At 71.7% G+C, this 25,779-nt stretch carries 24 protein-coding genes and 1 tRNA gene; 16 read left to right on the plus strand and 9 right to left on the minus strand.

Annotated elements, in window-relative coordinates; genetic code table 11:
* The first annotated feature begins 2 nt into the window (after positions 1 to 2).
* On the plus strand, positions 3 to 530 hold the full coding sequence (locus tag ACQEU8_RS30970) for a hypothetical protein (protein WP_433106938.1): 528 nt from the start codon (positions 3 to 5) through the stop codon (positions 528 to 530).
* A gap of 127 nt (positions 531 to 657) precedes the next feature.
* Here the strand turns inward: ACQEU8_RS30970 and ACQEU8_RS30975 are convergent, their stop codons facing one another.
* On the minus strand, positions 658 to 1,551 hold the full coding sequence (locus ACQEU8_RS30975; protein ID WP_433106940.1) for a spermidine synthase: 894 nt from the start codon (positions 1,549 to 1,551) through the stop codon (positions 658 to 660).
* A 251-nt stretch (positions 1,552 to 1,802) separates the two neighbouring features.
* On the opposite strand from ACQEU8_RS30975, the gene ACQEU8_RS30980 reads away from it, so the two are divergent.
* Positions 1,803 to 2,225, plus strand: a complete 423-nt coding sequence (locus ACQEU8_RS30980; protein ID WP_433106942.1) for a hypothetical protein — start codon at positions 1,803 to 1,805, stop codon at positions 2,223 to 2,225.
* A gap of 124 nt (positions 2,226 to 2,349) precedes the next feature.
* On the opposite strand, the gene ACQEU8_RS30985 is transcribed toward ACQEU8_RS30980, so the two are convergent.
* Positions 2,350 to 2,769 (minus strand): hypothetical protein, encoded by a 420-nt coding sequence (locus ACQEU8_RS30985; RefSeq protein ID WP_433106944.1) that lies wholly within the window; start codon positions 2,767 to 2,769, stop codon positions 2,350 to 2,352.
* 140 nt (positions 2,770 to 2,909) lie between these two features.
* On the opposite strand from ACQEU8_RS30985, the gene ACQEU8_RS30990 reads away from it, so the two are divergent.
* On the plus strand, positions 2,910 to 4,376 hold the full coding sequence (locus ACQEU8_RS30990; protein WP_433106946.1) for a tetratricopeptide repeat protein: 1,467 nt from the start codon (positions 2,910 to 2,912) through the stop codon (positions 4,374 to 4,376).
* Between the two features lie 203 nt (positions 4,377 to 4,579).
* Here the strand turns inward: ACQEU8_RS30990 and ACQEU8_RS30995 are convergent, their stop codons facing one another.
* Entirely contained in the window at positions 4,580 to 5,173 is a 594-nt protein-coding gene (locus tag ACQEU8_RS30995; protein ID WP_433106948.1) for a histidine phosphatase family protein, read from the minus strand.
* A 158-nt stretch (positions 5,174 to 5,331) separates the two neighbouring features.
* On the opposite strand from ACQEU8_RS30995, the gene ACQEU8_RS31000 reads away from it, so the two are divergent.
* The 5 genes from ACQEU8_RS31000 (at position 5,332) to ACQEU8_RS31020 (ending at position 10,120) form a co-directional block, all read left to right on the plus strand.
* Complete coding sequence (locus ACQEU8_RS31000) at positions 5,332 to 6,552, plus strand: hypothetical protein (RefSeq protein ID WP_433106950.1); 1,221 nt, start codon at positions 5,332 to 5,334, stop codon at positions 6,550 to 6,552.
* A complete protein-coding gene (locus tag ACQEU8_RS31005) occupies positions 6,552 to 8,087 on the plus strand; it encodes a hypothetical protein (protein ID WP_433108846.1) in 1,536 nt (511 codons plus the stop codon). The genes ACQEU8_RS31000 and ACQEU8_RS31005 overlap by 1 nt, the downstream gene beginning before the upstream one ends.
* A complete protein-coding gene (locus ACQEU8_RS31010) occupies positions 8,084 to 9,451 on the plus strand; it encodes an AAA family ATPase (RefSeq protein WP_433106952.1) in 1,368 nt (455 codons plus the stop codon). The genes ACQEU8_RS31005 and ACQEU8_RS31010 overlap by 4 nt, the downstream gene beginning before the upstream one ends.
* 93 nt (positions 9,452 to 9,544) lie before the next feature.
* On the plus strand, positions 9,545 to 9,949 hold the full coding sequence (locus ACQEU8_RS31015; protein WP_433106954.1) for a hypothetical protein: 405 nt from the start codon (positions 9,545 to 9,547) through the stop codon (positions 9,947 to 9,949).
* A gap of 97 nt (positions 9,950 to 10,046) precedes the next feature.
* Positions 10,047 to 10,120: transfer RNA gene (locus ACQEU8_RS31020), tRNA-Lys, on the plus strand.
* A 61-nt stretch (positions 10,121 to 10,181) separates the two neighbouring features.
* Here the strand turns inward: ACQEU8_RS31020 and ACQEU8_RS31025 are convergent.
* Entirely contained in the window at positions 10,182 to 10,847 is a 666-nt protein-coding gene (locus ACQEU8_RS31025; RefSeq protein ID WP_433106956.1) for a class I SAM-dependent methyltransferase, read from the minus strand.
* Positions 10,848 to 11,043: 196 nt separating this feature from the next.
* Between ACQEU8_RS31025 and ACQEU8_RS31030 the strand changes: the two genes are divergently transcribed.
* On the plus strand, positions 11,044 to 11,673 hold the full coding sequence (locus ACQEU8_RS31030; RefSeq protein WP_433106958.1) for a MerR family transcriptional regulator: 630 nt from the start codon (positions 11,044 to 11,046) through the stop codon (positions 11,671 to 11,673).
* A gap of 29 nt (positions 11,674 to 11,702) precedes the next feature.
* Here the strand turns inward: ACQEU8_RS31030 and ACQEU8_RS31035 are convergent, their stop codons facing one another.
* On the minus strand, positions 11,703 to 12,956 hold the full coding sequence (locus ACQEU8_RS31035) for a M6 family metalloprotease domain-containing protein (RefSeq protein WP_433106960.1): 1,254 nt from the start codon (positions 12,954 to 12,956) through the stop codon (positions 11,703 to 11,705).
* Positions 12,957 to 13,408: 452 nt separating this feature from the next.
* Between ACQEU8_RS31035 and ACQEU8_RS31040 the strand changes: the two genes are divergently transcribed.
* A complete protein-coding gene (locus ACQEU8_RS31040; protein ID WP_433106962.1) occupies positions 13,409 to 15,211 on the plus strand; it encodes a putative bifunctional diguanylate cyclase/phosphodiesterase in 1,803 nt (600 codons plus the stop codon).
* Positions 15,212 to 15,352: 141 nt separating this feature from the next.
* Here the strand turns inward: ACQEU8_RS31040 and ACQEU8_RS31045 are convergent, their stop codons facing one another.
* From ACQEU8_RS31045 to ACQEU8_RS31055, 3 genes are all read right to left on the minus strand, one after another.
* Entirely contained in the window at positions 15,353 to 16,465 is a 1,113-nt protein-coding gene (locus ACQEU8_RS31045) for an LLM class flavin-dependent oxidoreductase (protein ID WP_433106964.1), read from the minus strand.
* Positions 16,466 to 16,743: 278 nt separating this feature from the next.
* Positions 16,744 to 17,481 (minus strand): maleate cis-trans isomerase family protein, encoded by a 738-nt coding sequence (locus ACQEU8_RS31050; protein ID WP_433106966.1) that lies wholly within the window; start codon positions 17,479 to 17,481, stop codon positions 16,744 to 16,746.
* Positions 17,482 to 17,711: 230 nt separating this feature from the next.
* Positions 17,712 to 18,668 (minus strand): maleate cis-trans isomerase family protein, encoded by a 957-nt coding sequence (locus tag ACQEU8_RS31055; RefSeq protein WP_433106968.1) that lies wholly within the window; start codon positions 18,666 to 18,668, stop codon positions 17,712 to 17,714.
* 237 nt (positions 18,669 to 18,905) lie between these two features.
* Here ACQEU8_RS31055 and ACQEU8_RS31060 point away from each other — a divergent pair, with 237 nt between their 5' ends.
* Together ACQEU8_RS31060 and ACQEU8_RS31065 are read left to right on the plus strand one after the other, a co-directional pair.
* The gene (locus ACQEU8_RS31060) at positions 18,906 to 19,904 is read left to right on the plus strand and encodes a D-2-hydroxyacid dehydrogenase (RefSeq protein WP_433106970.1); all 999 of its coding nucleotides are present in this window, start codon (positions 18,906 to 18,908) and stop codon (positions 19,902 to 19,904) included.
* Positions 19,905 to 20,328: 424 nt separating this feature from the next.
* Positions 20,329 to 21,741, plus strand: coding sequence for an amidase (locus ACQEU8_RS31065; RefSeq protein WP_433106972.1), 1,413 nt, complete (start codon positions 20,329 to 20,331; stop codon positions 21,739 to 21,741).
* A 54-nt stretch (positions 21,742 to 21,795) separates the two neighbouring features.
* Here ACQEU8_RS31065 and ACQEU8_RS31070 read toward each other — a convergent pair whose 3' ends face one another.
* A complete protein-coding gene (locus ACQEU8_RS31070; RefSeq protein WP_433106974.1) occupies positions 21,796 to 22,317 on the minus strand; it encodes a DUF3830 family protein in 522 nt (173 codons plus the stop codon).
* Between the two features lie 127 nt (positions 22,318 to 22,444).
* On the opposite strand from ACQEU8_RS31070, the gene ehuB reads away from it, so the two are divergent.
* Genes ehuB through ehuA form a run of 4 tightly spaced genes read left to right on the plus strand, consistent with a single transcriptional unit; the run spans position 22,445 to position 25,578 of the window.
* The gene (gene ehuB, locus ACQEU8_RS31075) at positions 22,445 to 23,371 is read left to right on the plus strand and encodes an ectoine/hydroxyectoine ABC transporter substrate-binding protein EhuB (RefSeq protein WP_433106976.1); all 927 of its coding nucleotides are present in this window, start codon (positions 22,445 to 22,447) and stop codon (positions 23,369 to 23,371) included.
* Positions 23,368 to 24,114 carry an ectoine/hydroxyectoine ABC transporter permease subunit EhuC gene (ehuC, locus tag ACQEU8_RS31080; protein WP_433106978.1) on the plus strand — a complete coding sequence of 249 codons (747 nt, stop codon included), beginning with the start codon at positions 23,368 to 23,370 and terminating at the stop codon, positions 24,112 to 24,114. The genes ehuB and ehuC overlap by 4 nt, the downstream gene beginning before the upstream one ends.
* Positions 24,114 to 24,764: an ectoine/hydroxyectoine ABC transporter permease subunit EhuD gene (gene ehuD, locus ACQEU8_RS31085; RefSeq protein ID WP_433106980.1), complete on the plus strand. Its 651-nt coding sequence runs from the start codon at positions 24,114 to 24,116 to the stop codon at positions 24,762 to 24,764. Before ehuC ends, ehuD begins: the two co-directional genes overlap by 1 nt.
* Positions 24,754 to 25,578 carry an ectoine/hydroxyectoine ABC transporter ATP-binding protein EhuA gene (ehuA, locus tag ACQEU8_RS31090; RefSeq protein WP_433106982.1) on the plus strand — a complete coding sequence of 275 codons (825 nt, stop codon included), beginning with the start codon at positions 24,754 to 24,756 and terminating at the stop codon, positions 25,576 to 25,578. Before ehuD ends, ehuA begins: the two co-directional genes overlap by 11 nt.
* The last annotated feature ends 201 nt before the right edge of the window (positions 25,579 to 25,779 follow it).

Consider the following 25,779-nt stretch of genomic DNA (forward strand, 5'->3'; position numbering starts at 1 on the left):
GGATGCAGCGCCAACGACGACTTCCCGGACACCGCTGGCTGCACGCCGGCGCGTGGACCCTGGCCACCGGCGCCGCCACCACACTGTCCTGGTTCGGCGTCCACACCGTGCTGAACGACACCTCCGAGGACCCGCCCCGCGCGCTGCCCGTCTCCGGCGGGCCCGCCGACGAGGCGACGCCCCGGGCCTCCTCCACCCACCGTCCCAGGCCGACGCCCTCCTCGCCCTCGCCCACCCCCTCGGACACACCCACGCGGAAACCCACGCCCACCCGCCATCACCACCCCGGCACGGACGGGCACGCTTCCGGAACGGTGGAGAGCGCGAGCGTGCGCGGCGGCAGAGCCGTGTTCGATCTCGGCGGCGACACGGGGACGCTGGTGTCCGCGACGCCCGACCCCGGGTGGCAGATGAAGGTCTGGCACGCACCCGGCTATGTCCGGGTCACTTTTACGGACGGCTCCGTCTCCTCGTCGGTCTTCTGCCGCTGGGATAACGCGGCGCCGCGTATCGAGACGTACGACGGGTAGTTGGGCTGCCGGTGAGGGGGTGCCCCTGCCCGTCGCTTGCGGGCTGCGGGTCGCGCTGTGGCTGGTCGCGCAGTTCCCCGCGCCCCTGACGGGGCGCGCTCCCCCAGCCCCCCATGCCGGGTACGCCCTAGTCGAAGGTGCCCTCCGGGGGTGCGGGGGAGGCCCTCGCTGTTGCGTCCGTCACCGGGGTGGCGCCGCCGGTGAACGCTTCAAGGGAGGGCCCCGCCTCCACTCGTCCGGGATGGGAGTCACCGGCCGTACGCCGGGTCAACTCGACGACGGGCAGTGCGCCCTCGGCCGCCAGCAGCACGCTGTTGCCGAACCGGCGGCCGCGCAGCACCGCGGGGTCGGCGAGTACGCAGCGCTCGGGGAAGACCACCCCCGCGGTGGCGATCTGGGCCCGCAGATGGTGCAGCGGCGCACCGTCGGCGATGTTCGCCGCGTACCACCCGGCGGGCCGCAGCACCCGGCGTACCGCGTGCAGGAACTCGACGCTGGTCAGGTGCGCCGGTGTGCGGGCACCGCTGAAGACGTCGGCGATGACGAGATCCGCCCACCCCTCGGGCAGCCGCTCCAGTCCCTCGCGCGCGTCACCGCCGCGTACCCGGATGCGCCAGCCGCGTTCCAGCGGGAGGTGCTCACGCACCAGCCGGATCAGCGCCTCGTCCACCTCGATCACCTGCTGCGTGGAGCGCGGCCGGGTGGCGGCCACGTACCGCGCCAGCGTGAGGGCACCACCGCCCAGGTGTACGACCTGCACGGGGCGGCCGGGCGGCGCGAGGAGATCCACCACGTGGCCGAGCCGACGCTGGTACTCGAAGCCGAGATGGGTGGGGTCGGCGAGGTCGACGTGCGACTGCGGGGCTTCGTCCAGCAGCAGCGCCCAGGCCTGCGGCCGGTCCGGGTCCGGCACCAACGAGGCGGTCCCGCCGCCGACTTGGGCGACGACGACATCCCTGTCGCGCTCCCTGCCGCGCTGCTTGTCACGCCGCTTGTCGCGCCCTCTGGTGCCCCGTGCCATATGCCCATTGTCCGGCACTCTTCCCGGGTACCCCACACGAGCGGTTCTCCGGCCGCCGCCGCGCGCCGGTCGGGCCGATTCCCCCATGTCCGATAGGGTCCGGGCCCTTTATTCAGAATCCGCCCATACTGTACGGAAAGTGCAGAATTCTTGATTTTGCCCTTCTCTGCCCTCGATTCTCTCTTTTGTCGCCCTTGGAATCGGGCGATCGGCTCTGTCGGCCGTGCGACTGAGGAGAAAAGAGAAAAGGAATGAAGGTTCGGAATTCCCTGGCTGCGTTGGGTATGAGCGCGGTGCTCGCGCTCGGGGTCGGCGGGGCGGTGGCCCCCGCGGCCCACGCGGCCACGCCCACCACCTCGGCAGCGACCGTGGCGGCGAACGCCGACTACTCGAGCAAGGACCTCAAGACCGGCCACAAGCAGAACGGCAAGGCGTCACCGGCCGGCAGGGCCGGAGAGGCCCAGCCGCCGGCCCAGTCGACGCTGCGCTGCTGGAACCCGCGCCTTTCGGGGCGGGTTTTCGCGGTTTCCTGTTCCGGACGGGCGTACCGGGTGTTCGTCGACTGCTCCAACCGCGTCCGGTACATCACACCGGTGCTGTCCGGCAGCAAGCGCGTGACCATGATCTGCCCGACAGGCACCCGGGCGCTGCGTGGCGGTGCGTTCGGCCGCTGAGGCGCGGCTGGGCGGACCGGCGCGACGAAACCGGACCACTGAGCTGAACTACTGAGACAACTCCTACAGTTGGGCTGCCGAGCGTCCCGGAAACCGGGCGCTGGGCAGCCCTTCGGCATATCCGCTAGACCCGGCTCGCGGCGGCGATGGTGCGGGCCGCCTCGCCGAGGGCCGCGCGGAGTTCGGCCGGCTCGGTGGCGTGTGCGTAGGCGCCCTCGGGCGGCACCAGCCATCCGGTGCCGGCCACCGGCGGCTCGCTGGGGGCGCTGCGGGCACCCGGCCCGTAGGTCTGCGTACAGGCGCTGCCGGGCAGGTCCCAGCAGTCCGCGGTGCCGGGTGGGACGAGGAAGCCGAGGGTGTCACCCGCGCGGTCGTGCAACACAGGGCCGACGCCGTCGCGGAGCCGGAGGATGTCCACGGCCTCGAGTCCGTGCCGCGCCGGCACGGTCACAAGGTCGCAGGGGCCGGGGACGCGCCCGGCCGGAGTGCCGCCGCCTACGCCAGTGTCCAACAACTCAGACCCCTCCTCGCGGTCGCTGTGCATCGTTCAACGGCTGTCCTTGTCAACAGCTACGGTGGCGAACCAGCGCATTGGATGGCACTTCATGGCAGAACCAGGGTGAGATATCCCGTTTGTAGCTAAACACTGGGTGTTGCGGACGTCACAGCCGGTACGTTTCCGCCATGGCGTCGTCACCCTCAACGTCACCAGCACCGCAGCACCGGCCCAACACCGCTTTTCGGGCACTGAGGGGGCATCTCTCCCCAGGGGAGTTCGCGGCGAACGTGCGCCGCTCGGCTCGCGAGATCGGCGAGCAGGTCTCGTGCGACGCGCGCTACATCGGCCGCGTCGAGTCCGGGGAGATCAGGTGCCCCAACTACGCCTACGAGCGGGTGTTTCTGCACATGTTTCCGGGCTACTCGCTGACGGACATGGGCTTCGCACCCCGGGAGTCCGTACGTGGTCGTGCGGCGCGCACTCGTGGGGCGCGCGCCGGTGGGCGGGCGCCCCAGCAGTCCCCCGCGCGCCGCGATAACCCGGCACTCCCCCAACTTCCCCCGTTCACCGACCATCCCGACAGCCCCGGTCTCACCGAATTCCCCAACTGTCCCGAGTACGACGAGGAGAGCGACGTGCTACGTCGCGCTTTCATGACAGGCGGCCCCGCCGCCCTTGCCACCGCTTCGCTTGGCGGTACCGCGCCCAGCGCCTGGGCCGCCCGCCCGGCGCCGCCGACCTCCCCTGTGCACGCGCGGGTGGGAGACGCCGAGGCCAGTGCCGTCGAGGACGCGGTACGCCGGATCCGGCTGCTCGACGACCGGCACGGCGGGGCCGGGCTCTACCGCCAGGCCACCGGCTCGCTGCGCGCCGCGTACGGCATGCTGGACACCGGCGTCCACCGCCAGTCGGTCACCGACAGACTGCACGCCGGTGCGGGTGAACTCGCCATCTCCGTGGGCTGGCTGGCCCACGACTCGGGCCGCTACAGCGATGCACGCTCGCACTACGCGGAGGCGCTGGCCACCGCGCGGGTCGCCCAGGACCCGGCGCTCGAGGCGCACGCCTTCTGCAACACCGCCTTCCTCGCCCGGGACGCGGGCCGCCCCCGCGAGGCCGTACGGGCCGCGCAGGCGGGCCAGCACGCGGCGAAGAATCTGGGCTCGCACCATCTGCTGTCGCTGCTCGCGCTGCGCGAGGCCGGCGGCTGGGCGGGGCTCGGCGACCGGGCGGGCTGCCGCCAGGCGCTGGCGCGGGCCCAACACCTGTTCGCCAAGGGGCCGTCGGACAACGACCCGGAGTGGATGAGCTTCTTCGGCGAGGCCGAACTGGAGGGCCTGGAGGCGCAGTGCTGGTCGGCGCTGGGGCTGTGGGACCGCGCCGTGGATCACGCGGAACGCGCCGTACGGCTGCTGGATCCGCACTTCACCCGCAACCGCGCGCTGTTCACCGCCGAACTCGCCGGTGACCTCGCCGCCCAGGGCAAGCCGGCGGAGGCAGCCGCCGCGGGGTCGCGTGCGCTCGACTTCCTCGGCCCCGTCCAGTCCACCCGGATCAGCGCCATGCTGGAGGCGGCGGCCAACCGCCTGCGCGCCTTCCGTACGGAGCCGGGAGTCGCCGCCTTCCTCACCCGCCGAGCCGCAACTGTCTAAGGCCGCGTGCGCGTTGGCCGCGCCTGGCGGCACACCGCCGAGCTCCACTCGTGGCGTTGCGCGCCGCTGCGGCGGACAGAGTTTCACCCCGAACCCCGGGCAGGGGCCGGGGCACAGCCCTCAAGCCATGTCCGCCGGTACGGCGTGCAACCACGACGGCGAGGGTCCGGCGGAAAGGCGGCGGCCCGCACCACAGCGTTCGGTCAATCCAAGTGCCCCGTGTCGTTCCAGCGTTCGATGGCGGGGGCGTCGTAGGCCCAGCCGAGGATGGAGAGGGAGGCGGGATCCAGTCGGAGGCGGGCGGCGAAGGACGGGTCGTAGCCGAGCCAGCGGGCGCCGAGCACCCGCAGGATGTGGCCGTGCGCGAACACGAGGACGTCACGGTCGGCCGACCGTGCCCAGCGGACCACCTCGTCGGCGCGGGCGCCCACCTCGGCCAGGCTCTCGCCGCCGGTGACGCCGTCCCGCCAGATGAACCAGTCGTCACCGGCGCGTTCGCGGATCGCCTGCGGGGTGAGGCCCTCGTAGTCGCCGTAGTCCCACTCCAGGAGCGCGTCCCAGCGCTGGGCGTCGGCGAAGCCCGCCAGCTCGCAGGTCTCCCGGGCGCGGGCGAGCGGGCTGGTGCGCACCTCGGCGCCGGGCAGCCCGTTCCAGGGCGCGCGGTGCAGCCGCTCGCCCAGCAGCTTCGCCGTCCGGCGGCCCTCGTCGAGCAGCGGTACGTCCGTCCGGCCGGTGTGCTGCCCGGTCACCGACCACTCGGTCTGACCGTGCCGGACGAGGAGGATGCGCGCTGCCATAGGGACCTCTCGGACGTGCTTCTCGGTGCTCCGGTCTGTCCGGAAACCACCGCTCCATCTTCGCGCAGCTCGCGCGGAAGCGACCGGGTGGGGGCGCGATGTCAGCAGAGGATGCGAGACTTCCGCGGGTACCGCACCCTCCCCTGAGGCCACAGCCGATGACTTGCTCCCCGCTACCGAAGCAGACCCCGCCGCAGGGCACCGCGCCGGCCACCAGCCCGGACGGCCGGCAGGCCACGGTGCAGCGGCTCGCCGAGCTGCGCGGCGGGCCCGATGTGCCGCAGCGCCCCCTCGACGCCCGGGCGCTGGCAGCCCTCGCCGCCAACCCCGGCTGCCGGCGCCGCGCGCTGCTGGACGGCGCGGGCGTCGACAAGGGCGCGGTGGCCCAGGCGCTGGGGTCGCCGGCGCCGTTCGGGCAGTCGCAGTTCGCGCTCATCCGCGGCAACGCGTTCGAGGCGCGGGTGAAGGCGGACGGCGGCGAGGTGCTGCTCGCGCTGCTGTGCGAGCACACCGGCGCGGCCCGACCGGATCCGGCCGAGGTCACCGTGCCGCAGCTGACCGCCGACGGCCCGGCGGGACGCGCCTACCGCACCCGGCAGGCGCTGGCCGAGGCGCCGGAGGGCGGATGGACGCTGCTGGACCATCCGCTGCTGTCGCTGGAGGTGGCCGGGTCGACGGCGTATCTGGAGCCGGACGCGCTGGCCGTCCATCCGGACGGCACCGTGTCGATCATCGAGATCAAGTCCTTCCCGATCCTGGACGGTTCGGCCGACCCGGTGAAGGTCGGCGCCGCCGCCCGGCAGGCGGCGGTGTACGCGCTCGCGCTGGAGGGGCTGCGCACGGTGCGGGAGAGCGCGCTGCTGGTGTGCCCGAAGGACTTCTCCAACCTGCCCGCCGCCGGGCTGCTCCAGCTGCGCAAGCAGATCGCCGCCACCCGGCGCCAGCTGCGGCGGCTGACCCGGCTGGAGGAGATCGCCGCCGAGCTGCCCGAGGGCGTCCACTTCGCGCCGGACCAGGAGCCCGGCCGGCTGACGGCGGCCGTTGAGTCGGTGCCCGCCGCGTACGCGCCCGAGTGCCTGTCCACCTGCGAGCTGGCCTTCCACTGCCGCGACCGGGCCCGCGGCGCGGGCGACGTGGTGGCGTTGGGCCGCTCGGTGCGCGGCGAGCTGGGCGGGCTGGAGACGGTGACGGATGTCCTCTCGGCGGCCTCCGGCGATCCGGAGAGCCCGGCCGCGCAGGACCCGGCCGCCGCAGTACTGCGCCGGGCGGCGGCGCTGCGCGCGGAGGCGCTGGAGGCGGCCGGGGTGTGCGCGGCCCCGCCCGCCGCACGGGCGGCGGTCACACCCGGTACATCGGCGCCGCGGACGGAGGCGCGCTGATGTCGCTGCTGACCGCGCTGGCGCGGATGGAGGCCGCCGCGTGCGGATACGCCCGGCCGGTGGCGACCGTACGCCACCGGCAGCTGGCCGAACGCCCGCTGGTCCTCGTCCCGTTGACGACGGCCGGTGAGAACGGCGCTCCGCTGGGGGTGATGCTGGGTACCGACCGGTCGGTGCCCGAGGTGTTCACCGTGCCGCAGCCGCGCGACCGTGACCTGCGGTTCGCGTTCCTGGGGCGGCTGGCCGAGGCGATGCTGCCGCATCTGGAGTCCTGCCAGGACGAGGTGGAGCTGGTCGAGCGCAAGGAGACCGATCCGGAGACCGGCAAGCGCGTCACCGTCGAGGCGGAGCTGTGCGCCGACGCGCCGCAGGTGCTGGTGCCGACCGGGCCAGGTGTGGAGTTCGTACGGCTGCTGGGGCGCTCGATGCGGTTCCGGCGTACCGCGGAGGAGGACCCGGACGCCGAGCACCCGGTGCCGCCGCGGGTGCCGCTGCTGGGCCGCTGGCTGACGCACTACGGGGAGCGCGCCCGGGTGCCGGGCTCCTCGCTGCTGCTGTCGATGACGGGGCTGCTGTCCCGGCACTGGGCCACCGGGCAGAGCGGGCTGGAGGACCAGCACCTGGGCGCGCTGCTGGCGTGGCTCGCACCGCCGGAGGGGCTCACCGGGGCCGAGGCGGCGTTGCGGGCCGAGCTGGGCCGGGACGAGCGCGGCCAACTGCTGGTGCCACCGGCCGGGCCCGCGACGGACCCGGCGTTCGACAACGAGCTGCTGGCCCCCGCCATCGCGCGGTACGACTCGGGTGTGCCGGGCGCTGCGCAGGAGGTGCACGAGCTGGTGGCCTCCCAGCTGCGCCCCACCTGGGAGGCGATGTGGCAGGGCATCGATCTGCTGCGCGCCCTGCCCGAGGCCGCACATGTGCCGGACAGATGGCGGCGCGACCGCCAGTCCTACACCCACCACCGGGACCGGTTGCGCGCCGCCGAGCCGCCGCAGCCGCGCCGGGACGACGCGGTGACGGCGGCGCGCAAGCTGGCCATGCGCGAGCAGCGGCAGGCCGAACTGGACGCGCAGGAGGCGCTGGACGACCCGCTGGTGATGGCCGTACGGCGGCTGGCGGGCGAGGCGTTCCTGGGGGAGGTGCTGGAGGTGGAGATGGCGTACTCGGACGGCAAGCGGCCCTCGCCCCGCCCGCTGGTGACGGTGCACACGCAGGACGTACCGCTGCTGTCCGACGGGGACAAGCTGCACCGGCAGCTGCCCTCGGGGGCGCAGCAGCGGGCCGAGCTGGTGGAGATGGCGGGGCCGGGAGAGTACGTGCTGCGGCTGGTCAGCGGGATGGGCCGGGGCAAGGAGCCCGCGGAGGGGACGGTGCCGGAGAAGGGCGATCTGGTGTGCTGGACGCTGTTCGAGCACGCGCCACGGGGCGGGCCCGGGCTTCCCGAGCCGGAGGAGACCCCCTGGACCCACGGCGGCCCGCCCGGTGAGCCGGTCGCGGAACGGCCCGACCCGGTGACCGCGGAGGACGTGCTGTGACAGCGATCGTGGAACCGGCCACGCCAGGCGGGGCCGCCGCCGCTGCCACCGAGGCGATCCTGGCCGACGCGCTGGACGGCGCGCACCGGGGCGTGGTGGTGGACTCGCCGCCCGGCGCGGGCAAGTCCACCCTCGTGGTGCGCGCGGCGCGGGAGCTGGCCGCCGCCGGGCATCCGCTGATGGTCATCGCGCAGACGAACGCGCAGGTGGACGATCTGGTGGACCGGCTGGCCACGGCCGATCCCGAGCTGCCGGTGGGCCGGCTGCACAGCAGCGAGCCCAAGCCGTACGACCCGATGCTGGAGCGGCACCCGTCGGTGCGGACCTCCGCGAAACCGGCCGACCTGGCCGGCCTGGACATCGTCGTCTCCACGGCGGCCAAGTGGGCGTGGGTGACCCCTAACGAGCCCTGGCGGCACGCGATCGTGGACGAGGCGTACCAGATGCGTTCGGACGCGCTGCTGGCCGTGGCCGGGCTGTTCGAGCGGGCGCTGTTCGTGGGCGATCCGGGGCAGCTCGACCCGTTCAGCCAGGTGGGCGTCGAGCAGTGGGCGGGGCAGGCGCACAACCCCTCGGCCAGCGCGGTCAGCACCCTGCTGGCGCACAACCCGGGGCTGCCGCAGCACCGGCTGCCGGTCTCCTGGCGGCTGCCCGCGTCGGCGGCCGAGCTGGTGTCGGACGCGTTCTACCCGTACACCCCGTTCCGCAGCGGAACCGGCCCTGGTGAGCGGCGACTCGCCTTCACCGCGCCGGCCGACGGCTCGCCCGTGGACGCGGTGCTGGACGAGGCCGCCGGCGCGGGCTGGGGCCTGCTGGAGCTGCCAGCGGCCCGTACGCCCCGTACGGACCCGGAGGCCGTCGCGGCCATCGCCAGGCTGGTGCACCGGATGCTGGAGCGCGAGGGCCGTACGCGCAGCGAGCGGGACGGCGCCGACGGTCCGGGGACGCTGTTGTCCGCCGACCGGATCGCGGTGGGCACCGCGCACCGCGACCAGGCGGCGGCGGTCCGGGCGGCGCTGGCCGAGCTGGACGGATCCGAGAGCGGGGCCGCCGCACAGGTGACCGTCGACACCGCGAACCGGCTCCAGGGGCGGGAGTTCGACGTCACTGTCGTACTGCACCCGCTGTCCGGGCGGCCGGACGCGACCGAGTTCCATCTGGAGACCGGGCGGCTGTGTGTGCTGGCGTCCCGGCACCGGCACGCGTGCGTGGTGGTGTGCAGGGCGGGCGTGGCCGAACTGCTGGACGACCATCCGGCGACCGAGCCCGTGCAGCTCGGTGCGGTCTCCCCCGCGCCGGACGGCTGGGAGGCCCACCAGGCGGTGCTGGCCCATCTGGCGCGGCACCGGGTACGGCTGGGGTGAGCCGCCGCGGAGGGCGGGCTTCCCGCAGGCCGTGCGGGCGCGGGGGTGCGGAGCGCACAATGGGGGGCGGCCCACGACCTTGGAGGTATGTACATGGCTGAGCCGCACTCGGCTCCGGACCCCTCGCGCTCCTCCGGGGGGAGCGGTGGCGGTGGCCCGCACTACCGCCGCCCCGCGCCGCTGCTGTTCGAGCCGACCGAGGCGGCCCCCGACGACGAGCACTTCTTCGGCCTGGAGTCGATCACCGACCCGAACGAGTTGCTGGACCGGGCGACGGAACTGGTGCACGCCTTCCGGGCCGCCGCCGACCGGGCGCAGGAGTACCAGGCGGCGGCAGCCGCCCAGCTCGCCGACCCGAAGAAGTTCGACAAGCTGCCGGACGCCGCGATCGCGGACCGCGGCGGCTGGAGCGAGGAGTACGCCCGCAAGATGATCGAGTTCGGCCGGGACCTGCTGAAGGACCGGGTGCCGGGCACCCAGCCGCCGCCTCAGCACTGACGGTCTCAGCGCTGATGGTGCAGGTCGGGAGGGTGGCGGGCGGAATATCGATTTTCGCTTCACCGGATCGTGGTGTTAAGGTCTACGACGTCAGCAGGCGCCGCTAGCTCAGTTGGTTAGAGCAGCTGACTCTTAATCAGCGGGTCCGGGGTTCGAGTCCCTGGCGGCGCACAGACAACCGAAGGCCCCTCGCGGAAGCGGGGGGCCTTCGGCGTTCCCGGCACTGTTCCCGCTACCTGGTGAGCGACCCGGCAGCGCTGGGGGCGCCCACCGTGGCGGGCGCCCCCAGGTGGTGTACCCGGGCCGGTGGCAGGTTGGACAGGACCAGTCGCTCCTCCAGCAGGTGGGGCGCGATGGCCTCCCGGACGGCGCGGCGGGCCGCCGCTCTGCGCGGGTCGGCGCTCCGGAGCGCCCGTCCGCCCGCGTAGCTGAAGAACGAGAGCGTGCCGCCCGGGCGCAGTGCGGTCAGCAGCCGGGCGAAGACCGCCGTCACGGCCTCGGGCGCGAAGTTCGCGAACGGGAGCCCGCACACGATCGTGTCGTACGCGCACTCGCCGAGCTCCTGCTCCTCGACGAGTCCTGGCCACAGCCGGGTGCGGGGCGCGACCGGGGTCAGGGCCGGGTCGCGGTGGAGTGCCGTGCGGAGCCGGGTGACGAACTCGGGGCTGGATTCGACCAGGTCCAGCGGGTCGTGCGGGCCCAGGAGACGGGCGATGTGCCGGGTGACGGCCCCGGTGCCGGGACCGACCTCCAGTACGGCTCGCGGCTGGTCGGGGCCGCCCGGGCGGATGTGCTGGGTGAGTGCTCGCGAGAGGGCCGCGCTGCTGGGTGCTATCGCTCCTGTGGTGCGGGTCGCGGTGAGGAATGCGCGGGCGAAGGCGAGGGTGTCGCGTGTCATTGGCGGGGCTCCGTACCCAGCGCGGCCAGGGGCAAACTGCCGGCGGCCGGTGCGGCCAGGTCCCGTTCCGGTGAGGCGAGCATGTGTCCCCCCAAAGGGAATAGATAGTGGATAGTCCTACTGCCGATAGTTGGACTATCTATCATGGTTGGGGGAAGGTGCAAGTGCCGTCCTACACAGCGGAGAAGGGGAGCCGATGCGCATCGCGGAGCTGAGCCGACTCAGCGGAGTGCCCGCGCCGACGATCAAGTACTACGTACGGGAGTCGTTGCTGCCGCCCGGCGAGCGCACCAGCCGGAACCAGGCGCAGTACGACGAGCGGCACGTGACCAGGCTCCGTCTCATCCGCGCCCTGCTGGAGGTGGGCGGGCTCTCGGTGGCCGCCGTACGAGACGTCGTCGCCGCGCTCGACAGCCCCGAGACGGGCACCCACAAGGTGCTGGGCGCGGCCCAGCAGACCGTAACCGCGACCCGGGAGGGCGGCCACCACGACGAGCCGGGGCACCAGGAAGCGGTCGCCGAGATCCGGGCCCTGGTCGAGCGCCAGGGCTGGAAGGTCTCCGAGCACAGCCCCGCGCTGACGGCCGCCGCGGAGGCGCTGGGCGCGCTGCGGCAGCTGGGCCAGGACGACTTCGCCGACCAGTTGGACGCCTACGCGCGCGCGGCGGACGCCGTCGCCGCCACCGATCTGGAGATCCTCCACCAACGGCCGGACGCCGATGCCATGGCCGAGGCGGTGATACTCGGCAACATCCTGGGCGACGCCCTGCTCGCAGCGCTCCGCCGCCTCGCCCAGGTGCACAGGTCAGCGGAGCTCTTCGACTGAGACCGCGGACGCCCGGCGGAGAGGGGGGCTCAGCCCCTCGTGAGCCGCACCTCCCAGTCGCCCTCCCGGGTGCGGCCCGTGACATCCACGCGGAGCGCCTCGCGGGGGTCGGACCAGCTCTCGCCGACGCCGAGGGGTGCGTCGGCGAGCTGGCTGTGCACGGAGGTGTCCCGGCAGCGGGAGGTGCCGGGATGGCCGTCGACGACCTCCACGGGTCCCTGGGTGGAGGGGGTGTCGCTGCTGACCCGGTAGATCAGCAGCCCCTGGGCGCAGGAGTCCCGGTCGTTGCCCTTGCGCTCGCGGGCCTCCACGGCCAGGGCCCGGTGTTCGCCGGTACGCAGGACGAGGAGCCGGACACCGTCGGGACCCGTGGCCGGGCCGGTGGCCGGGCGCCGCGCCCCGCGCCGGACCGGCTGGTGCGCGGGGGCCTCCAGGGGCCGCAGGGCGTAACGGGACTGCGGCGGGGCCCCCTTGCCGTTCCGCCGGGCCGCGTTCCCCACTGCGGAGACGCAGGCCACGTTCTGCCGCTCCAGCCAGCCCAGCTTCCACTTGTGCCAGCCGAGCGGCTCGGGCGCCAGTCCGAACTGGCTGCCCATCAGGTCCCAGTCCCCCACCCTGGTGTCCCAGTCGGCCTTGCCGTCGGAGGGGCGCTGGTAGAGGTCGGGCAGATCGAAGAGGTGTCCCGTCTCGTGGGCTAGGACGTTGCGGTCGGGTGGACTCTGTTCGAACACGGTGACCATACGGCTCAGTTCGGCTCCGTCCGCGGTGAGCGGTTCATCGAGGTTGACGACTTTTGTGGCGTCCGGGTCCACGCCGGGAGCGTCCGGGTCCGCGACGAGGTAGACCACGTCGTAGCGGCTGAAGTCCACATGCGGGTCGGCGGCGTCCACGGCGTCCCGCAGATAGGAATTGCGCTGGTCGGAGTCCCAGTCGCGCTGTATGCCGTAGTCCTCGGCGGGCCGGGGCAGTTGGAGCCAGCGGTCGACCGGACGCGGCCGCAGCCGGAACTTTCCGTAACTAGCCCGCTCGAAAAAGTCGGATGTGGCAGGGAAATGGTCGTTCACAAGCTCGCGAGGGGTGGCCATGGGGGTCGCATCGGGGAAAGAGAGAAAGAGAAGGGCGGCATCGAGCGTCCCCTCGGGGCGCGGATAGGAGGCGTTCCAGGTGTCCAAACCCAGCGAGTGGTGCGCGTCGGTGCGAGGCAGAGCGCACGGCATGTCCGCCGCAACGGAATGTACGGGGCCGGCCACGAGCCCGACGCCCATGAAGGCCGTCAGCGCCATGACGACCGCCCCCACCCGGTGCCGGGTACCGGGTACCGGGGGGTTCGCGCCGCACCCGAGGCGGCGCGGGGCCACTCCGTCGGGTACAGACGCACGCGCCACGCGAAGACCTCACCGGAAGAGGACAGCCGGACCCTCTCCAGGCTGGCGTCATATGTCCAGCAATGCCCCGTTTCGATAGTCCGGACGAGGCAACCGCAATATGACTACTCTTCGTGACCCCCGGTCGTTAGCGGTCAGCGCGCTCTCAGCACCGGTGCAGAAACGGTCACCCGCGTGCCCATGCCCGTCCCCCGGCCGCCTGAGCGACCGGCAACCGCAGCGGAGACACTGGCTCCGCTCCGGCGTCAACCTCTATGATCGGCACATTTCCAGCGCGGATCCTCCCCTGGGCGGCCTACGGGCAGCCGGCCGACCGATCCGCACGAGACGAGCCCCCCGCGGAGCGATCGGTGAACGGACCCCTCGAAGGACCGGGCAAAGACTCCGGCGAAGCCCTCGTAACCCAACCCCAGACCATCACGGAAAGTAGCCACAAGCGCTGGCGACGCCGCGCACACAACGGGCACAGCGAGAGCGACTTCCGGGCCGCCTTCCACGCGGCGCAGCTGCCGATGGCCATCGTCGACCCCAACGGCCGGGTACTGACGGCCAACCGCGCGCTGGGCGCCCTGCTCGGCGCCGATCCGCGCCGGCTGACCGCACGGCCCATCGCCGAGCTGGCCGGGCTCGGCCTGGACGGGCGGGTGCGCAGCGCCTACCACGAGGCGCTCCAGGGCCGTACCGACCGGATGTCCTGCACCCGCAGGCTCAAGCACGCCGACGGTCACACCCTCTGGGCCGAGATCACCGTGACCCCCACCTCACGCGGTGGCGAGGCGCTGCTGTCCATCGCGGACGTCAGCGAGCGCCGCGACCTCCAGGAACGGCTGCGGCACCTCCAGATGCACGATCCGGTCACCAGGCTGCCGAACCGCACGCTGTTCTTCGAACGGCTGGCCGGTGCGCTGGCCGACTCGGCGACCGGCAGGACCGGGCTGTGCTACATCGATCTGGACGGCTTCAAGGCCGTCAACGACACCCTCGGGCACCGGATCGGCGACAGCCTGCTGAACGCGGTCGCCCAGCGGCTGACGCAGTGCGCCGAGGCGGGCGGCGAGGAGTGCGGCGGCCATCTGGTGGCCCGGCTCGGCGGTGACGAGTTCGCGCTGCTGGTCGAGTCGTCCACCGGGACCGAGCAGCTGACCGAGCTGGCCCAGTCCGTACTCGCCGCGCTCCAGCGGCCGTTCGACCTGGCCGGGCAGCGGCTGGCGGTCTCGGCCAGCATCGGCGTCGTCGAACGCGAGACGGCGGGCACCACTCCCACCGAGCTGATGCAGGCCGCCGACACCACGCTCTACTGGGCCAAGGCCGACGGCAAAGCCCGCTGGACCCTCTTCGACCCGGAGCGCAACGCGCACCGGATGACCCGGCAGGCCCTCTCCTCCACACTGCGCCGGGCCGTGGAACGGGGCGAGTTCGTGCTGGAGTACCAGCCGATCGTGGGCTTCGCCGACGACATGCTGCGCGGTGTCGAGGCGCTGGTGCGCTGGCGGCATCCGCAGTTCGGCACACTCGGCCCCGACCGGTTCATCGGGCTCGCGGAGGAGAACGGCGCCATCGTGCCGCTGGGCCGCTGGGTGCTGGAGGAGTCCTGCCGCCAGGCCCGACGCTGGATGCGGCAGCACCCCGGGCCGCCGCTGTACGTGAGCGTCAATGTGGCGGTGCGCCAGGTGTGGGACTCCGACCTGGTGCGCGATGTGGCCGACATCCTGGAGGAGACCGGCCTGCCCGCCGGGCTGCTCCAGCTGGAGCTGACCGAGTCCGCGGTGATGGGCTCGGCCGGACGGCCCCTCCAGGCACTCCAGGCGCTGTCGGAGATGGGTGTGCGGATCGCCATCGACGACTTCGGCACCGGCTACTCCAACCTCGCCTACCTCAGCCGCCTCCCGGTGCGCGCCCTCAAGCTGGACGGCACCTTCGTCCGCGGCTTCCGTACGGCCCGGCACCAGAACCCCGCGGACGAGACCATCGTGACGGCGCTGGTCCAGCTCGCCCACAAGCTGGGTCTGACCGTCACCGCGGAGTGTGTGGAGGGCCCGGCGCAGGCGGAGCGGCTGCGCCGCATCGGCTGCGACACGGGCCAGGGCTGGCACTACGCCAAACCCATGGAGGCCGACCGGATCGCGGAGCTGCTGTTGCGCGTTGCTGTGTGAGTCGGACGTTGTGGCTGCGGGGGCTCGATTTGCCGCCGGACCCTCGCCGTCTGGGTTGCGCGCCGTCGCGGCGGACATGGTTTCTGGGGGCTTCGCCCCCAGAGCCCCCTTTCTGGGGCTTCGCCCCGGCCCCAGCCGGCCTCACATCGCGTAGGCGTCGGCTATCAGTTCCAGTGAGCGGATGCGGGCTTCGGGGGTGTGGGCGTTGGCGGTGAGCATCAGTTCGTCGGCGCCGGTTCGCTTGACCAGGGCGTCGAGTCCGTCACGTACGGCGTCAGGGGTGCCGTATGTCACATTGGCGAGCCAGCTGTCGACGAAGTCGCGCTCCACCGGGCTGAAGGGGTAGGCCTCGGCCTCCTCCGGGGTGGGGATCAGCCCGGGGCGGCCGGTACGCAGCCGGACCATCGACAGGGCCCCCGTCAGCACCTGGCGGTGCGCTTCCTTCTCGTCCTCGGCGGCCAGCGCGGCGGCGCCGATCAGGGCGTACGGCTCGGACAGCACCGCCGAGGGGCGGAAGCTCTCGCGGTAGAGCTCCAGCGCGGGCAGCGTGTTGGCGGCCGAGAAGTGGTGGGCGAAGGCGAACGGGAGGCCCAGTTGCCCGGCGAGCTGGGCGCTGAACCCGGAGGAGCCCAGCAGCCAGACCGGCGGCCGGTGCGCGGCGGCCTTCGCCGCGGTGCCGCGCGCCTGCACCGGACCCGGCACGGCGTGGATACGGGCATAGCGGTGGCCGTCGGGGAAGTCGTCGTCCAGGAACCGGATCAGTTCGGCGAGCTGCTGCGGAAAGTCCTCCGCGCCCTCGCGCAGCTTCTCGGTGCGGCGCAGCGCTGCCGCCGTCGCCCCGTCGGTGCCCGGCGCCCGGCCGAGACCCAGGTCGATCCGGCCCGGTGCCAGGGCTTCCAGGGTGCCGAACTGTTCGGCGATGACCAGCGGCGCGTGGTTGGGCAGCATCACCCCGCCGGAGCCGAGCCGGACCCGGCGGGTGTGCGAGGCCAGATGGGCCAGGATGACGGCGGGCGAGGAACTGGCGACACCCGGCATGGAGTGGTGCTCGGCCACCCAGTAGCGGGTGAGGCCGCGGGCGTCGGCGAGCTCGGCCATCCTGGTGGAGGCCGCCAGCGCGTCCCCCGCGGTGTATCCCTCACCCACGTTCACCAGGTCGAGAACGGAAAGAGGTACGGGAGCCTCGCCCCGCGCCTCACCCCGGATACCGGTCGTCGGTTCCCCGCGCTGTGCGTCCTCGCCTGCCTGGCTCACGATGGCCTCGCCTTCCTCCTGCGTTCCGGTGCACGACCCGCTCCCCCGGACGGGGAACGGGCCACGAGCCGGTACAACGCATCAGCGGGCCACCGTCTTCCCGGTGACGTGTTCGCCTGCGGCTGCCGCCGCTGCGCTCCGCGCGTTCATCGCGGTACGGAGACCGCGCGCCCCGGCCCTCGGCGGCGGCCGGTGCGACCACCGCCGGGGCCGGGTAGCGCGTCCTGGCCCGGCAGGCGAGGCGGGCGGGCCAGGACGCTCCGAGCGGGCGTCCCGGGTCAGGAGAAGAGTGCCCCCAGGGCCGGGCAGTGGACCTTGAGGTCCAGCAGTCGCAGCCCCTCCTTGGCGGTGACCTGGTTCGCCGTCAGGACGGGCTTGCCCAGTTCGGCCTCCAGGGCCGGGATGTAGGCGGCGGTGTGCAGGGCGGTGTCCGGCAGCAGTACCGCCTGGGCGTCGGGGTGATCACCGCCGCGGGCCAGGGCCAGCACCTCCTCCTCGCCCCAGGTGCCGACCTCGGCCGCGGTGATGATGCCGCTGCCGCGCATGGCGACCACCTCGGCGCCCGCCGCCTTGAGGAAGCCGGTGAACAGTTCGGCGACGTCCTCCGGGTACGTCGCGGCGATGCTGACCCGCTCGACGCCCAGATCGCGTACGGCGTGGGCGAAGGCGAAGGACGTGCTGGAGGCCGGCAGCCCCGCCGTCTCGCCCAGCTCGCGCACCTGCTCGTGCGCGCCTTCCCAGCCGAAGACGAAGCTGGCGCTGGTGCAGGCCCACACCACGGCCTGGATGCCGTGGCCCTTGACCTCCTCGACCTTCGCGGCGAGCCGCGCGGCCGAGCCCATCTCCAGCAGCGCGTCCACCCGGTGGGCGTCCTCGCCGATGTCGGTGTGCACGAGCGGCAGCCGTACCTCGGCGCCCGCCTCGGCGAGGATTCGCTCCAGCCTCGGGTAGTCGTCCTCGGCCGAGTAGCCGGGGTAGAGGAATCCGACCGCCGGTGCCGATGCCGCCTGTGCCATCTACGCCTCCTGTGCGTGCTCGAAAAGCTGGGGTGAGGTGGGTGGGGGTGAGATGTGGGTTGGGGGGTTGGCCGGGTGCGTACGCGCACACCGGGGCGTGGGCGCGTACCTGGACCGCCGTACTGCCGGTAGCGGTACGGCGGTTGGGGTCTGCGAGTCGGGTTCCGCGGGTCGTGTTCCCCGGGTCGCCGGGTCGTGTTCCGCGGGTCCTGCGGTGCGGGCGGCGCGGGTCAGGCCGGGGGCTGGGGGTTGCCGCCCCAGTCCTCCTGATGCCCGGACTGCCCGTAACCGAGGTCGGAGGTGCCCTCCAGCGGTTCGGCGGACTCGGTGCCCGCGCCCGCCAGCGCCGCCTCCGGCTCGTGCTGCTGCTCCTCCGGCTCGACCAGCCCGTCCGTCTCATGGGCCACCGGCTGGGTGCCGGTGGTGGACGTCATGGCGGCCGGGCCGCGTCGGGCGACCGGGTCGAGCAGCGCCTGGTAGGGGCCGACGGCCTGTTTGCCGACGGCTCGCAGCGCGGCCCACATGGTGACCTGGTTGGCCGAGAGGACCGGCATCCGCAGCTCGGCCTCCAGCTGCGGGATCACGTCGTACGTCGGGAGGTTGGTGCAGGAGATGAACAGCGCGTCCGGCGCGTCCACCACCGCCTCCCGCGCCATGTCGACCACGTCCCGGTAGGCCACCCGCCAGATCTCCCGGGTGAGTCCCATGTAGCAGCGCCCGGTGATGCCGATGCCGGCCTCGTCCAGGTACTCCTCCAGGGAGTCGGTGACCGACTTGGTGTACGGGGTGACGATGGCGATGCGCCGGGCATCGATCTCACGGAGCGCGTCCAGGAGCGCACCCGAGGTCGTGAGGGCGGGCATGTCACCGGCTTCCGCCATGGCAGCCGCCATGGCCCGCTCACCGGCCGTACCGCCCACGAAACTGCCCGACGTGCAGGCGTAGGCCACCACTTCGGGGGCCACGGCGCACAGCGCCCGTACCGCCTCGCGCAGCGTCTCGTGCTCGCTGACCAGGCGGGCGAGGTCCAGGCTGACCTCCACAGGGACGAAGGGAGTTCGGGTCAGATGCAAGGACACGTCGTCCGGCACCCAGCGCCAGAGCTCACGGTCCAGTGCGAAGTCGAAGGGAGCGACGATTCCCACGCCGCGCTGCGGCAACGGTCCGCCGAGGAAGGAGACGTCCATTTCGGGCCCCAAAAGAACGGAGGGGAAGGCTCATGGCCAGAAGGCCCCTGAGTCAAGGGAAGTCAGAGGAAAAGCAAAGCCGGTCAGAAGCCGGGACGCCGGGACAGATGTCTTTGTTGACGAAGGTAGTTTCTGCTCCCTACCGTGGTCAATCCCGCCAATGAGGCTGGTTCCCGTCCCTCCCCCGGCTCACTCGTTCAGCCAACCGTCCCTGCGTTTCGAAACGGTTTCCTGCCTATGTCCGAAACCTGCGTTCTTGTCCTCGACGCCGAGCCGCTTCCGCGGCTCGACCGACTCGCGGGACGCGCACGCGTCATGCATGCCGACGAGAAGACTCTCGCCGACCAACTACCCGAGGCCGACGTGCTGTTGGTCTGGGATTTTCTCTCCGACGCGGTGCGCGAGGCATGGCCGGGCGACGGGCCGAGGCCCCGCTGGGTGCACACGCCCAGCGCCGGGGTCGACCGGCTGCTGCCGGAGCTCGCCGACGGACGTGAGACCGTCATCACAAATGCACGAGGCGTCTTCGACCGGCCCATTGCCGAATACGTGCTGGGACTCGTGCTGGCCATGGCCAAGGACTTCCGTGGCACTTGGGAATTGCAACGACAGCGGCGCTGGCGGCACCGGGAGACATTCCGCGTGGGCGGAACTCGCGCGACGGTCGTGGGATCGGGACCGATCGGCCGGGAAATCGGGCGCGCGCTGCTGGCACTCGGTGTCAAAGTGGACCTCGTCGGCCGGACAGCACGGGACACGGACTCCGAATTCGGGCGCGTCCACAGCATCGCCTCACTGCCCGAGCTGGTCGGCGAGTCCGACTGGGTCGTGTGCGTGGCGCCGCTGACCCAGGAGTCGACGGGCATGTTCGACGCCGGAATGTTCGCGCGGATGAAGCCCGAAGCCCACTTTGTGAACGTGGGCCGGGGCGCACACGTGGTCGAGGACGACCTGGTGGACGCGCTGCTGAAGCACCACATCAAGGGCGCCGCGCTGGATGTCTTCGCCGAGGAGCCGCTGCCCGCCGACAGCAGGCTCTGGGACGTACCGGGGCTGCTCATCTCGCCGCACATGAGCGGCGACACGGTCGGCTGGCGCGACGATCTGTCGGAGCAGTTCCTGGACAACTTCGACCGCTGGGAGGCGGGCGAACCGCTGCTCAACGTCGTCGACAAGGACCTCGGCTACGTTCCGACAGCGCCCCCGGCGCCCACCTCCCCCGACCCGGCTCCCTGACCCGGCGCGTCCCGCTCCCGCCACCGGCCACCGGTCCACCCTGGACAGGCGGCCGGGGCGGGACCGGCGGCGGTACGGGCGGTTTCCGGTGATCGAGGGCCCGACGGTGCCACTGCCGGGCCGTCGAGCGAGATGTTCAGCCGGTCGGCCGGGCGGAGGCTTTTCGTTCAGCCCGTTGGCTTACCTCGTTTGTTTATCCGGTTTGTTTATCGGGTTCGTTTTACCGGTTCACTTTGCCGGTTCTCTTTGCCGATTTGCTTTACCTGTTTGCAATACCCGTTTGCTTTCCCGGTCACGTTCATCCGGTTCCCTCTGCCGGGTCGTTCGGCCGGGGCGCCTCTTGTCCGCCTCCGTGCGGGCCCGGGGCTCGTCGTCCTGTGGCAGTCCGCGTTGCGGGGTGCCCGGTCTCTCGGGAGGTTTCGTCATGTCCGATCTCAACGCTCTGACCGCGACCCAGCTCGTGGCGGGCTATGAAACGGGGGACTTCACCCCCGTGGAGGTGACCCGGGCGGCGCTGGAGCGCGCGGCACAGACCCAGGAGCGCGTCAACGCGTTCGTCCGTATCGACAGCGAGGACGCGCTGCGGCAGGCCGAGGAGTCGACGGGGCGCTGGCGGCGCGGCGAGCCGGCGGGCCCGGTCGACGGGGTGCCGGTGACCGTGAAGGACATCCTGCTCCAGCGCGGCGGCCCCACCTACAAGGGCTCCTGGGCCGTGGACGATTCCGGGCCCTGGGACGAGGACGCGCCGTCGGTCGCCCGGCTGCGGGAGAGCGGCGCCGTCTTCCTGGGCAAGACGACGACCCCCGAGTTCGGCTGGAAGGGCGTCACCGACAGCCCCCGGCACGGGGTGACCGGCAACCCGTATGCGCCGGACCGCACCGCCGGCGGCTCCAGCGGCGGCAGCGCCGCGGCCGTCGCGACGGGCGCCGGGCCGCTGTCGCTGGGCACCGACGGCGGCGGCTCGGTACGGATCCCCGCCTCGTTCTGCGGGATCTTCGCGCTGAAGCCCACCTACGGGCGGGTGCCCATCTACCCGGCGAGTGCCTTCGGGACGCTCGCCCACGTCGGCCCGATGACGCGGGACGCGGAGGACGCGGCGCTGCTGATGGACGTCATCACCACCCCGGACCCCCGGGACTGGTCGCATCTGGGCCCGGTGCCGCACAGCTTCCGCGGGGCACTGGCGGCGGGCGCCGAGGGGGTGCGCGGGCTGCGGGTGGCGTTCTCGCCCGATTTCGGGGGCCGGGTGCGGGTGGACCCGGAGGTCGCGGCGGCGGTACGGGGAGCGGTTGCGCTGCTGGAGGAGCTGGGCGCGGTCGTGGAGGAGGCCGATCCGGGGTTCGCCGATCCGGTCGATTCCTTCCACACGCTGTGGTTCAGCGGTGCGGCGCGGGTCACACAAGGTTTCAGCCAAGATCAGCGGGAGAGTCTGGATCCCGGCTTGCAGGAGATCTGCGCGGACGGTGCCGCACGCAGCGCGCTGGACTATCTCGCGGCCGTGGACGAGCGGATGGACATGGGCCGGCTGATGGGCGCCTTCCACGAGCGGTACGACCTGCTGGTGACGCCGACCATGCCGATCACCGCCTTCGAGGCGGGGGTGGAGGTGCCGGAGGGCTCGGGGCTGACCCGGTGGACCGGGTGGACCCCGTTCTCGTATCCGTTCAACATGACGCAGCAGCCTGCCGCCTCGGTGCCGTGCGGCACCGACGGGGACGGGCTGCCGGTGGGGGTGCAGCTCGTCGGTCCGCGGCACGCGGACGCGCTCGTGCTCAGCGCCTCGCACGCCCTGTACGAGGCGGGGGTCGCGGCCGAGGTGCCCTCGGCCCTGGGCTGAGGGAGAACCGGCCGGGGCCCGTTGGGGGGTGCCGCCCCCCAACGGGCAACTTCCTCAGGCTCGGCGGAAGTTGAGGGTTTCGCCGATGGCTCCGGACCGCCACAGGTCCTGGCAGGCCTCGGCCATGGTGTCGAGACCCTCGACGATCTGCCCCCAGACGATGCCGGGCACCCAGCCCGCGTCACCGTTGATCAGCAGGTTGTTGCGCTCGTAGAAGAGCGCGAGGTCGATGACGGTGGCGTGGTTGGCGTGTGCCGCCTGGGCCCCCTGCTGTTCCGCCGCGGCCTCGTATCCGTATCCCGGCGTCGCCAACTGCGTGTTGGAAAAGGTGAAATAGCAGAGGTCACCTGGGATGGGGGTAATGGTCGGATTCTCCAGCGGCGGCTCCTGGGGGGCGAAGGGGGGAATGAGGGCGTAGATCTCGTTACGCGCATACTTCGCGTGGTAGACATCGCCGCCCAGCGGCAGTGCGTCCCACACCGCCGCGCAAGTGATCGGTGCGCGGTCGTCGAGCAGCTTTGCCGTGCAGCTCACTCCCCGCTTGTCCAACGACACTTCAATGAAGCGCTCAGCCATCGTGCCTCTTCCGCACCAGGGTGGTCATTTACCAGCTAATGGTGACCTAGATGTCGCCCTCGGCGCGACCCCATAACGGCTTGAAATTATCCGCATATCTTCAGCATGGCTGGGTATACGCGCGCCCATGGCTCCACCACAGAGGAACAACACGGCAGGTGCCGGGAGACGTTTGAGCCGTCGGTCGCTGCTCGCTGGAGCGGCGTCCTTGAGTGCGGTGAGTGCGCTCGGCGCAACAACCGCATGTAGCCGGGTGTCCAGTGCGGACACCGAGAACGGGGGAGATCTTCTGGAGCGGTTGAAGGCCCAGGGAACGGTGAAACTGGGTCTCGCCGGTGAACAGCCTTACAGCTACATAGACAAGGACGGCGAGCTGACGGGCAGCTCACCCGCCATCGCACGCGCCATCTTCCAGCGACTGGGAGTCCCGCAGGTACAGCCGTTCCCGACCGAGTTCAACTCGCTGATCCCGGGGCTCAACTCGCAGCAGTTCGATGTGGTCGCGGCCGGTATGTACATTACGCCCGACCGCTGCAAGCAGGTCCTCTTCGCCGACCCCGAGTACGAGATGCGCGACGCGTTTATCGTGCGCAAGGGGAACCCGAAGAACCTGCGCAACTACGAGGACATCAAGAAGAGCGGCGCCAAGATGGCCACCGGCACCGGCTACGCGGAAATCTCGTACGCCGCCGAGGTGGGCATCAAGGAGTCGGAAATTCTGCTGCTGCCCGACCAGCTGGCCGGACTCCTTGCCGTGGAACAGGGCCGGGCCGATGTATTCGCCGGTACTGCCGTAACCGTTCGCAACGTGGTCAAGCAGACCAAGAGCCGGAAAGCCGAGTACACGGAGGCGTTCACTCCGAAGTTGGACGGAAAGCCCGATCTGGGTACCGGCGCGTTCGCATTCCGTCAGACGGAAACGAAACTCCGGGACGCGTTCAACCGCGAGCTCCACAAGATGAAGAAGAGCGGCGAACTTCTCCGTCTCATGAAGCCTTTCGGCTTCCTCGCGGAGGAGATGACCGAAATGACCGCGAAGGAGCGTTGCGCATGACGGACCTCACCGCGGGTTTGTGGGAACTGCTCTTCAAGGGCGTCTGGGTCACCGTACAGCTGACCGTCTTCAGCGCGGCACTGGGCGCGTTCGTCGCCTTCGTGGTGGGCGTCGCCAGGACGCACCGGCTGTGGATCGTCCGGTTCCTCTCCGGCCTGTACATGGAGATCTTCCGGGGCACCTCGGCCCTGGTGCTGATGTTCTGGATGTTCTTCGTGCTGCCCGTCGCGTTCGGCTGGCAGCTGGTGCCGATGTGGGCCGCCGTGCTCGCCCTCGGCCTGTCGTACGGCGCCTACGGCTCGGAGATCGTGCGCGGCGCGCTGGCCGCGGTGGCGCCGGCCCAGCAGGAGGCGGGCATCGCGCTCAGCTTCTCGCCCTGGCAGCGGCTGACGAAGGTCCTGCTGCCGCAGGCGTGGCCGGAGATGATCCCGCCCGCCAACAACCTGCTGATCGAGCTGCTCAAGGGCACCGCGCTGGTGTCCGTACTGGGCGTCGGAGACATCACCTTCGGGGCCGCGCTGGTGCGCAACGCGCTCGGCGAGAGCGCCCCGGTCTACACGATCATCCTGGTCATGTACTTCGTCCTGGCCTTCCTGCTGACGCGTGTGATGCGCGCCGTGGAGCGGAAGGCGAAGGCAGGCGTCGGCCAGGCCCCGGAGAAGGGCGTCGGAGTGCTGCGTAGGCTCAACATCCGGCAGCAGACGGAGAGTTCTCGCGACTTCTCGAGCGCGGGAGGTGCCTGATGAAGTGGGACTGGTCCGCTGTCGCCGACTTCATGCCGCGCTTCTGGGACGGCGTGCTCGTCACGCTCCAGGCGCTGGTGCTCGGCTCGCTCATAGCCTTCGCCGTCGGTCTGGTCTGGGCGATGGCCCAGCGCTCGCCGCTGAAGGCGGTCCGCTGGCCGGTGACGATCGTCACCGAGTTCATCCGCAACACACCGCTGCTGGTGCAGCTGTTCTTCCTGTTCTACGTACTGCCCGAGTGGGGCGTCACCCTCTCCGCGCTCACCACCGGCATCATCGGTCTGGGGCTGCACTACTCGACGTACACCGCTGAGGTCTACCGCGCCGGTATCGACGGAGTGCCGGTGGGCCAGTGGGAGGCGTGCACCGCGCTGAGCCTGCCCCGTGGCCGGGTCTGGGGCGCGGTCATCCTGCCGCAGGCCATCCGCCGCGTGGTGCCCGCGCTGAGCAACTACGTGATCGCGATGCTGAAGGACTCGCCGATGATCGCGGTGATCGGCGCCCTCGAAATGCTCGGCCAGGCACGGCAGTTCACCGCTGTCACCTTCCAGCCGACCGAACCGATCACCGTCGTCGGCATCGCCTTCATCCTCATCGCCTACCCGGCATCCCTGCTTACGCGAGCCCTGGAGCGTCGTCTTGTCCGCTGAGAAGAACTCGAGCACGGCCGCGAACGGCGGTACGAACCCCGCCGTCGACGGCAGCGAACTGATCAAGTTCGACAACGTCACCAAGCGCTACGGCAGCAACGTGGTGCTGGACAACCTCTGTTTCGACGTGTCGTCCGGCAAGCACGTCACCCTCATCGGCCCCTCCGGATCGGGCAAGACGACGATCCTGCGGCTGCTGATGACCCTGGTGAAGCCCGACGAGGGCACCATAAAGGTGGGGGGTGAGTACCTCTCCCACGAGGAGAAGAACGGCAAGCTCGTGCCGGCGAGCGAGAAGCACTCGCGCCATGTCCGCAAGAACATCGGCATGGTCTTCCAGCAGTTCAACCTCTTCCCCAACATGAAGGTGCTGCGGAACATCACCGAGGCGCCGGTGCACGTGCTGGGCCTGGGCAAGGACGAGGCCGAGCAGCGCGCCCGCGAGCTGCTGGAGATGGTGGGTCTGACCGACCACGTCGACAAGTACCCCACCCAGCTCTCCGGCGGTCAGCAGCAGCGGGTCGCCATCGCCCGCGCGCTCGCGATGCGGCCGCAGGTGCTGCTCCTGGACGAGGTCACCTCGGCGCTCGACCCCGAGCTGGTGGCCGGAGTGCTGGACGTGCTGCGGGACATCGCCCACACCACGGACATCACGATGCTGTGCGTCACGCACGAGATGAACTTCGCGCGGGACATCTCCGACGACGTGCTGATGTTCGACGCGGGCCGGGTCATCGAGTCCGGTGCGCCGGAGAAGATCTTCACCGACCCGGAGCACGAGCGGACCAGGGAGTTCCTCAGCGCCGTCCTGTGACGTGCGTGGCCGGCGCTCCGCACGACCGCCGCGCCTCCCCGATCCCCGCCGAGCCCGCGCCACATCCGGCGCGGGCTCGGCCGTGCGCGCGGGCTCGGCCGTGCGAAGGACGCGGGCTCGGCCGTGCGAAGCGCGCGAAGAGGGTGCGAAGAGGAAGGCGCACAGGGGGAGGAAGGGCGGCGGAAGCGCCGTAGGATCGGG

This window comes from Streptomyces sp. CA-250714 (assembly GCF_050936705.1).
In the GTDB taxonomy this organism is placed as follows: Bacteria; Actinomycetota; Actinomycetes; order Streptomycetales; family Streptomycetaceae; genus Streptomyces.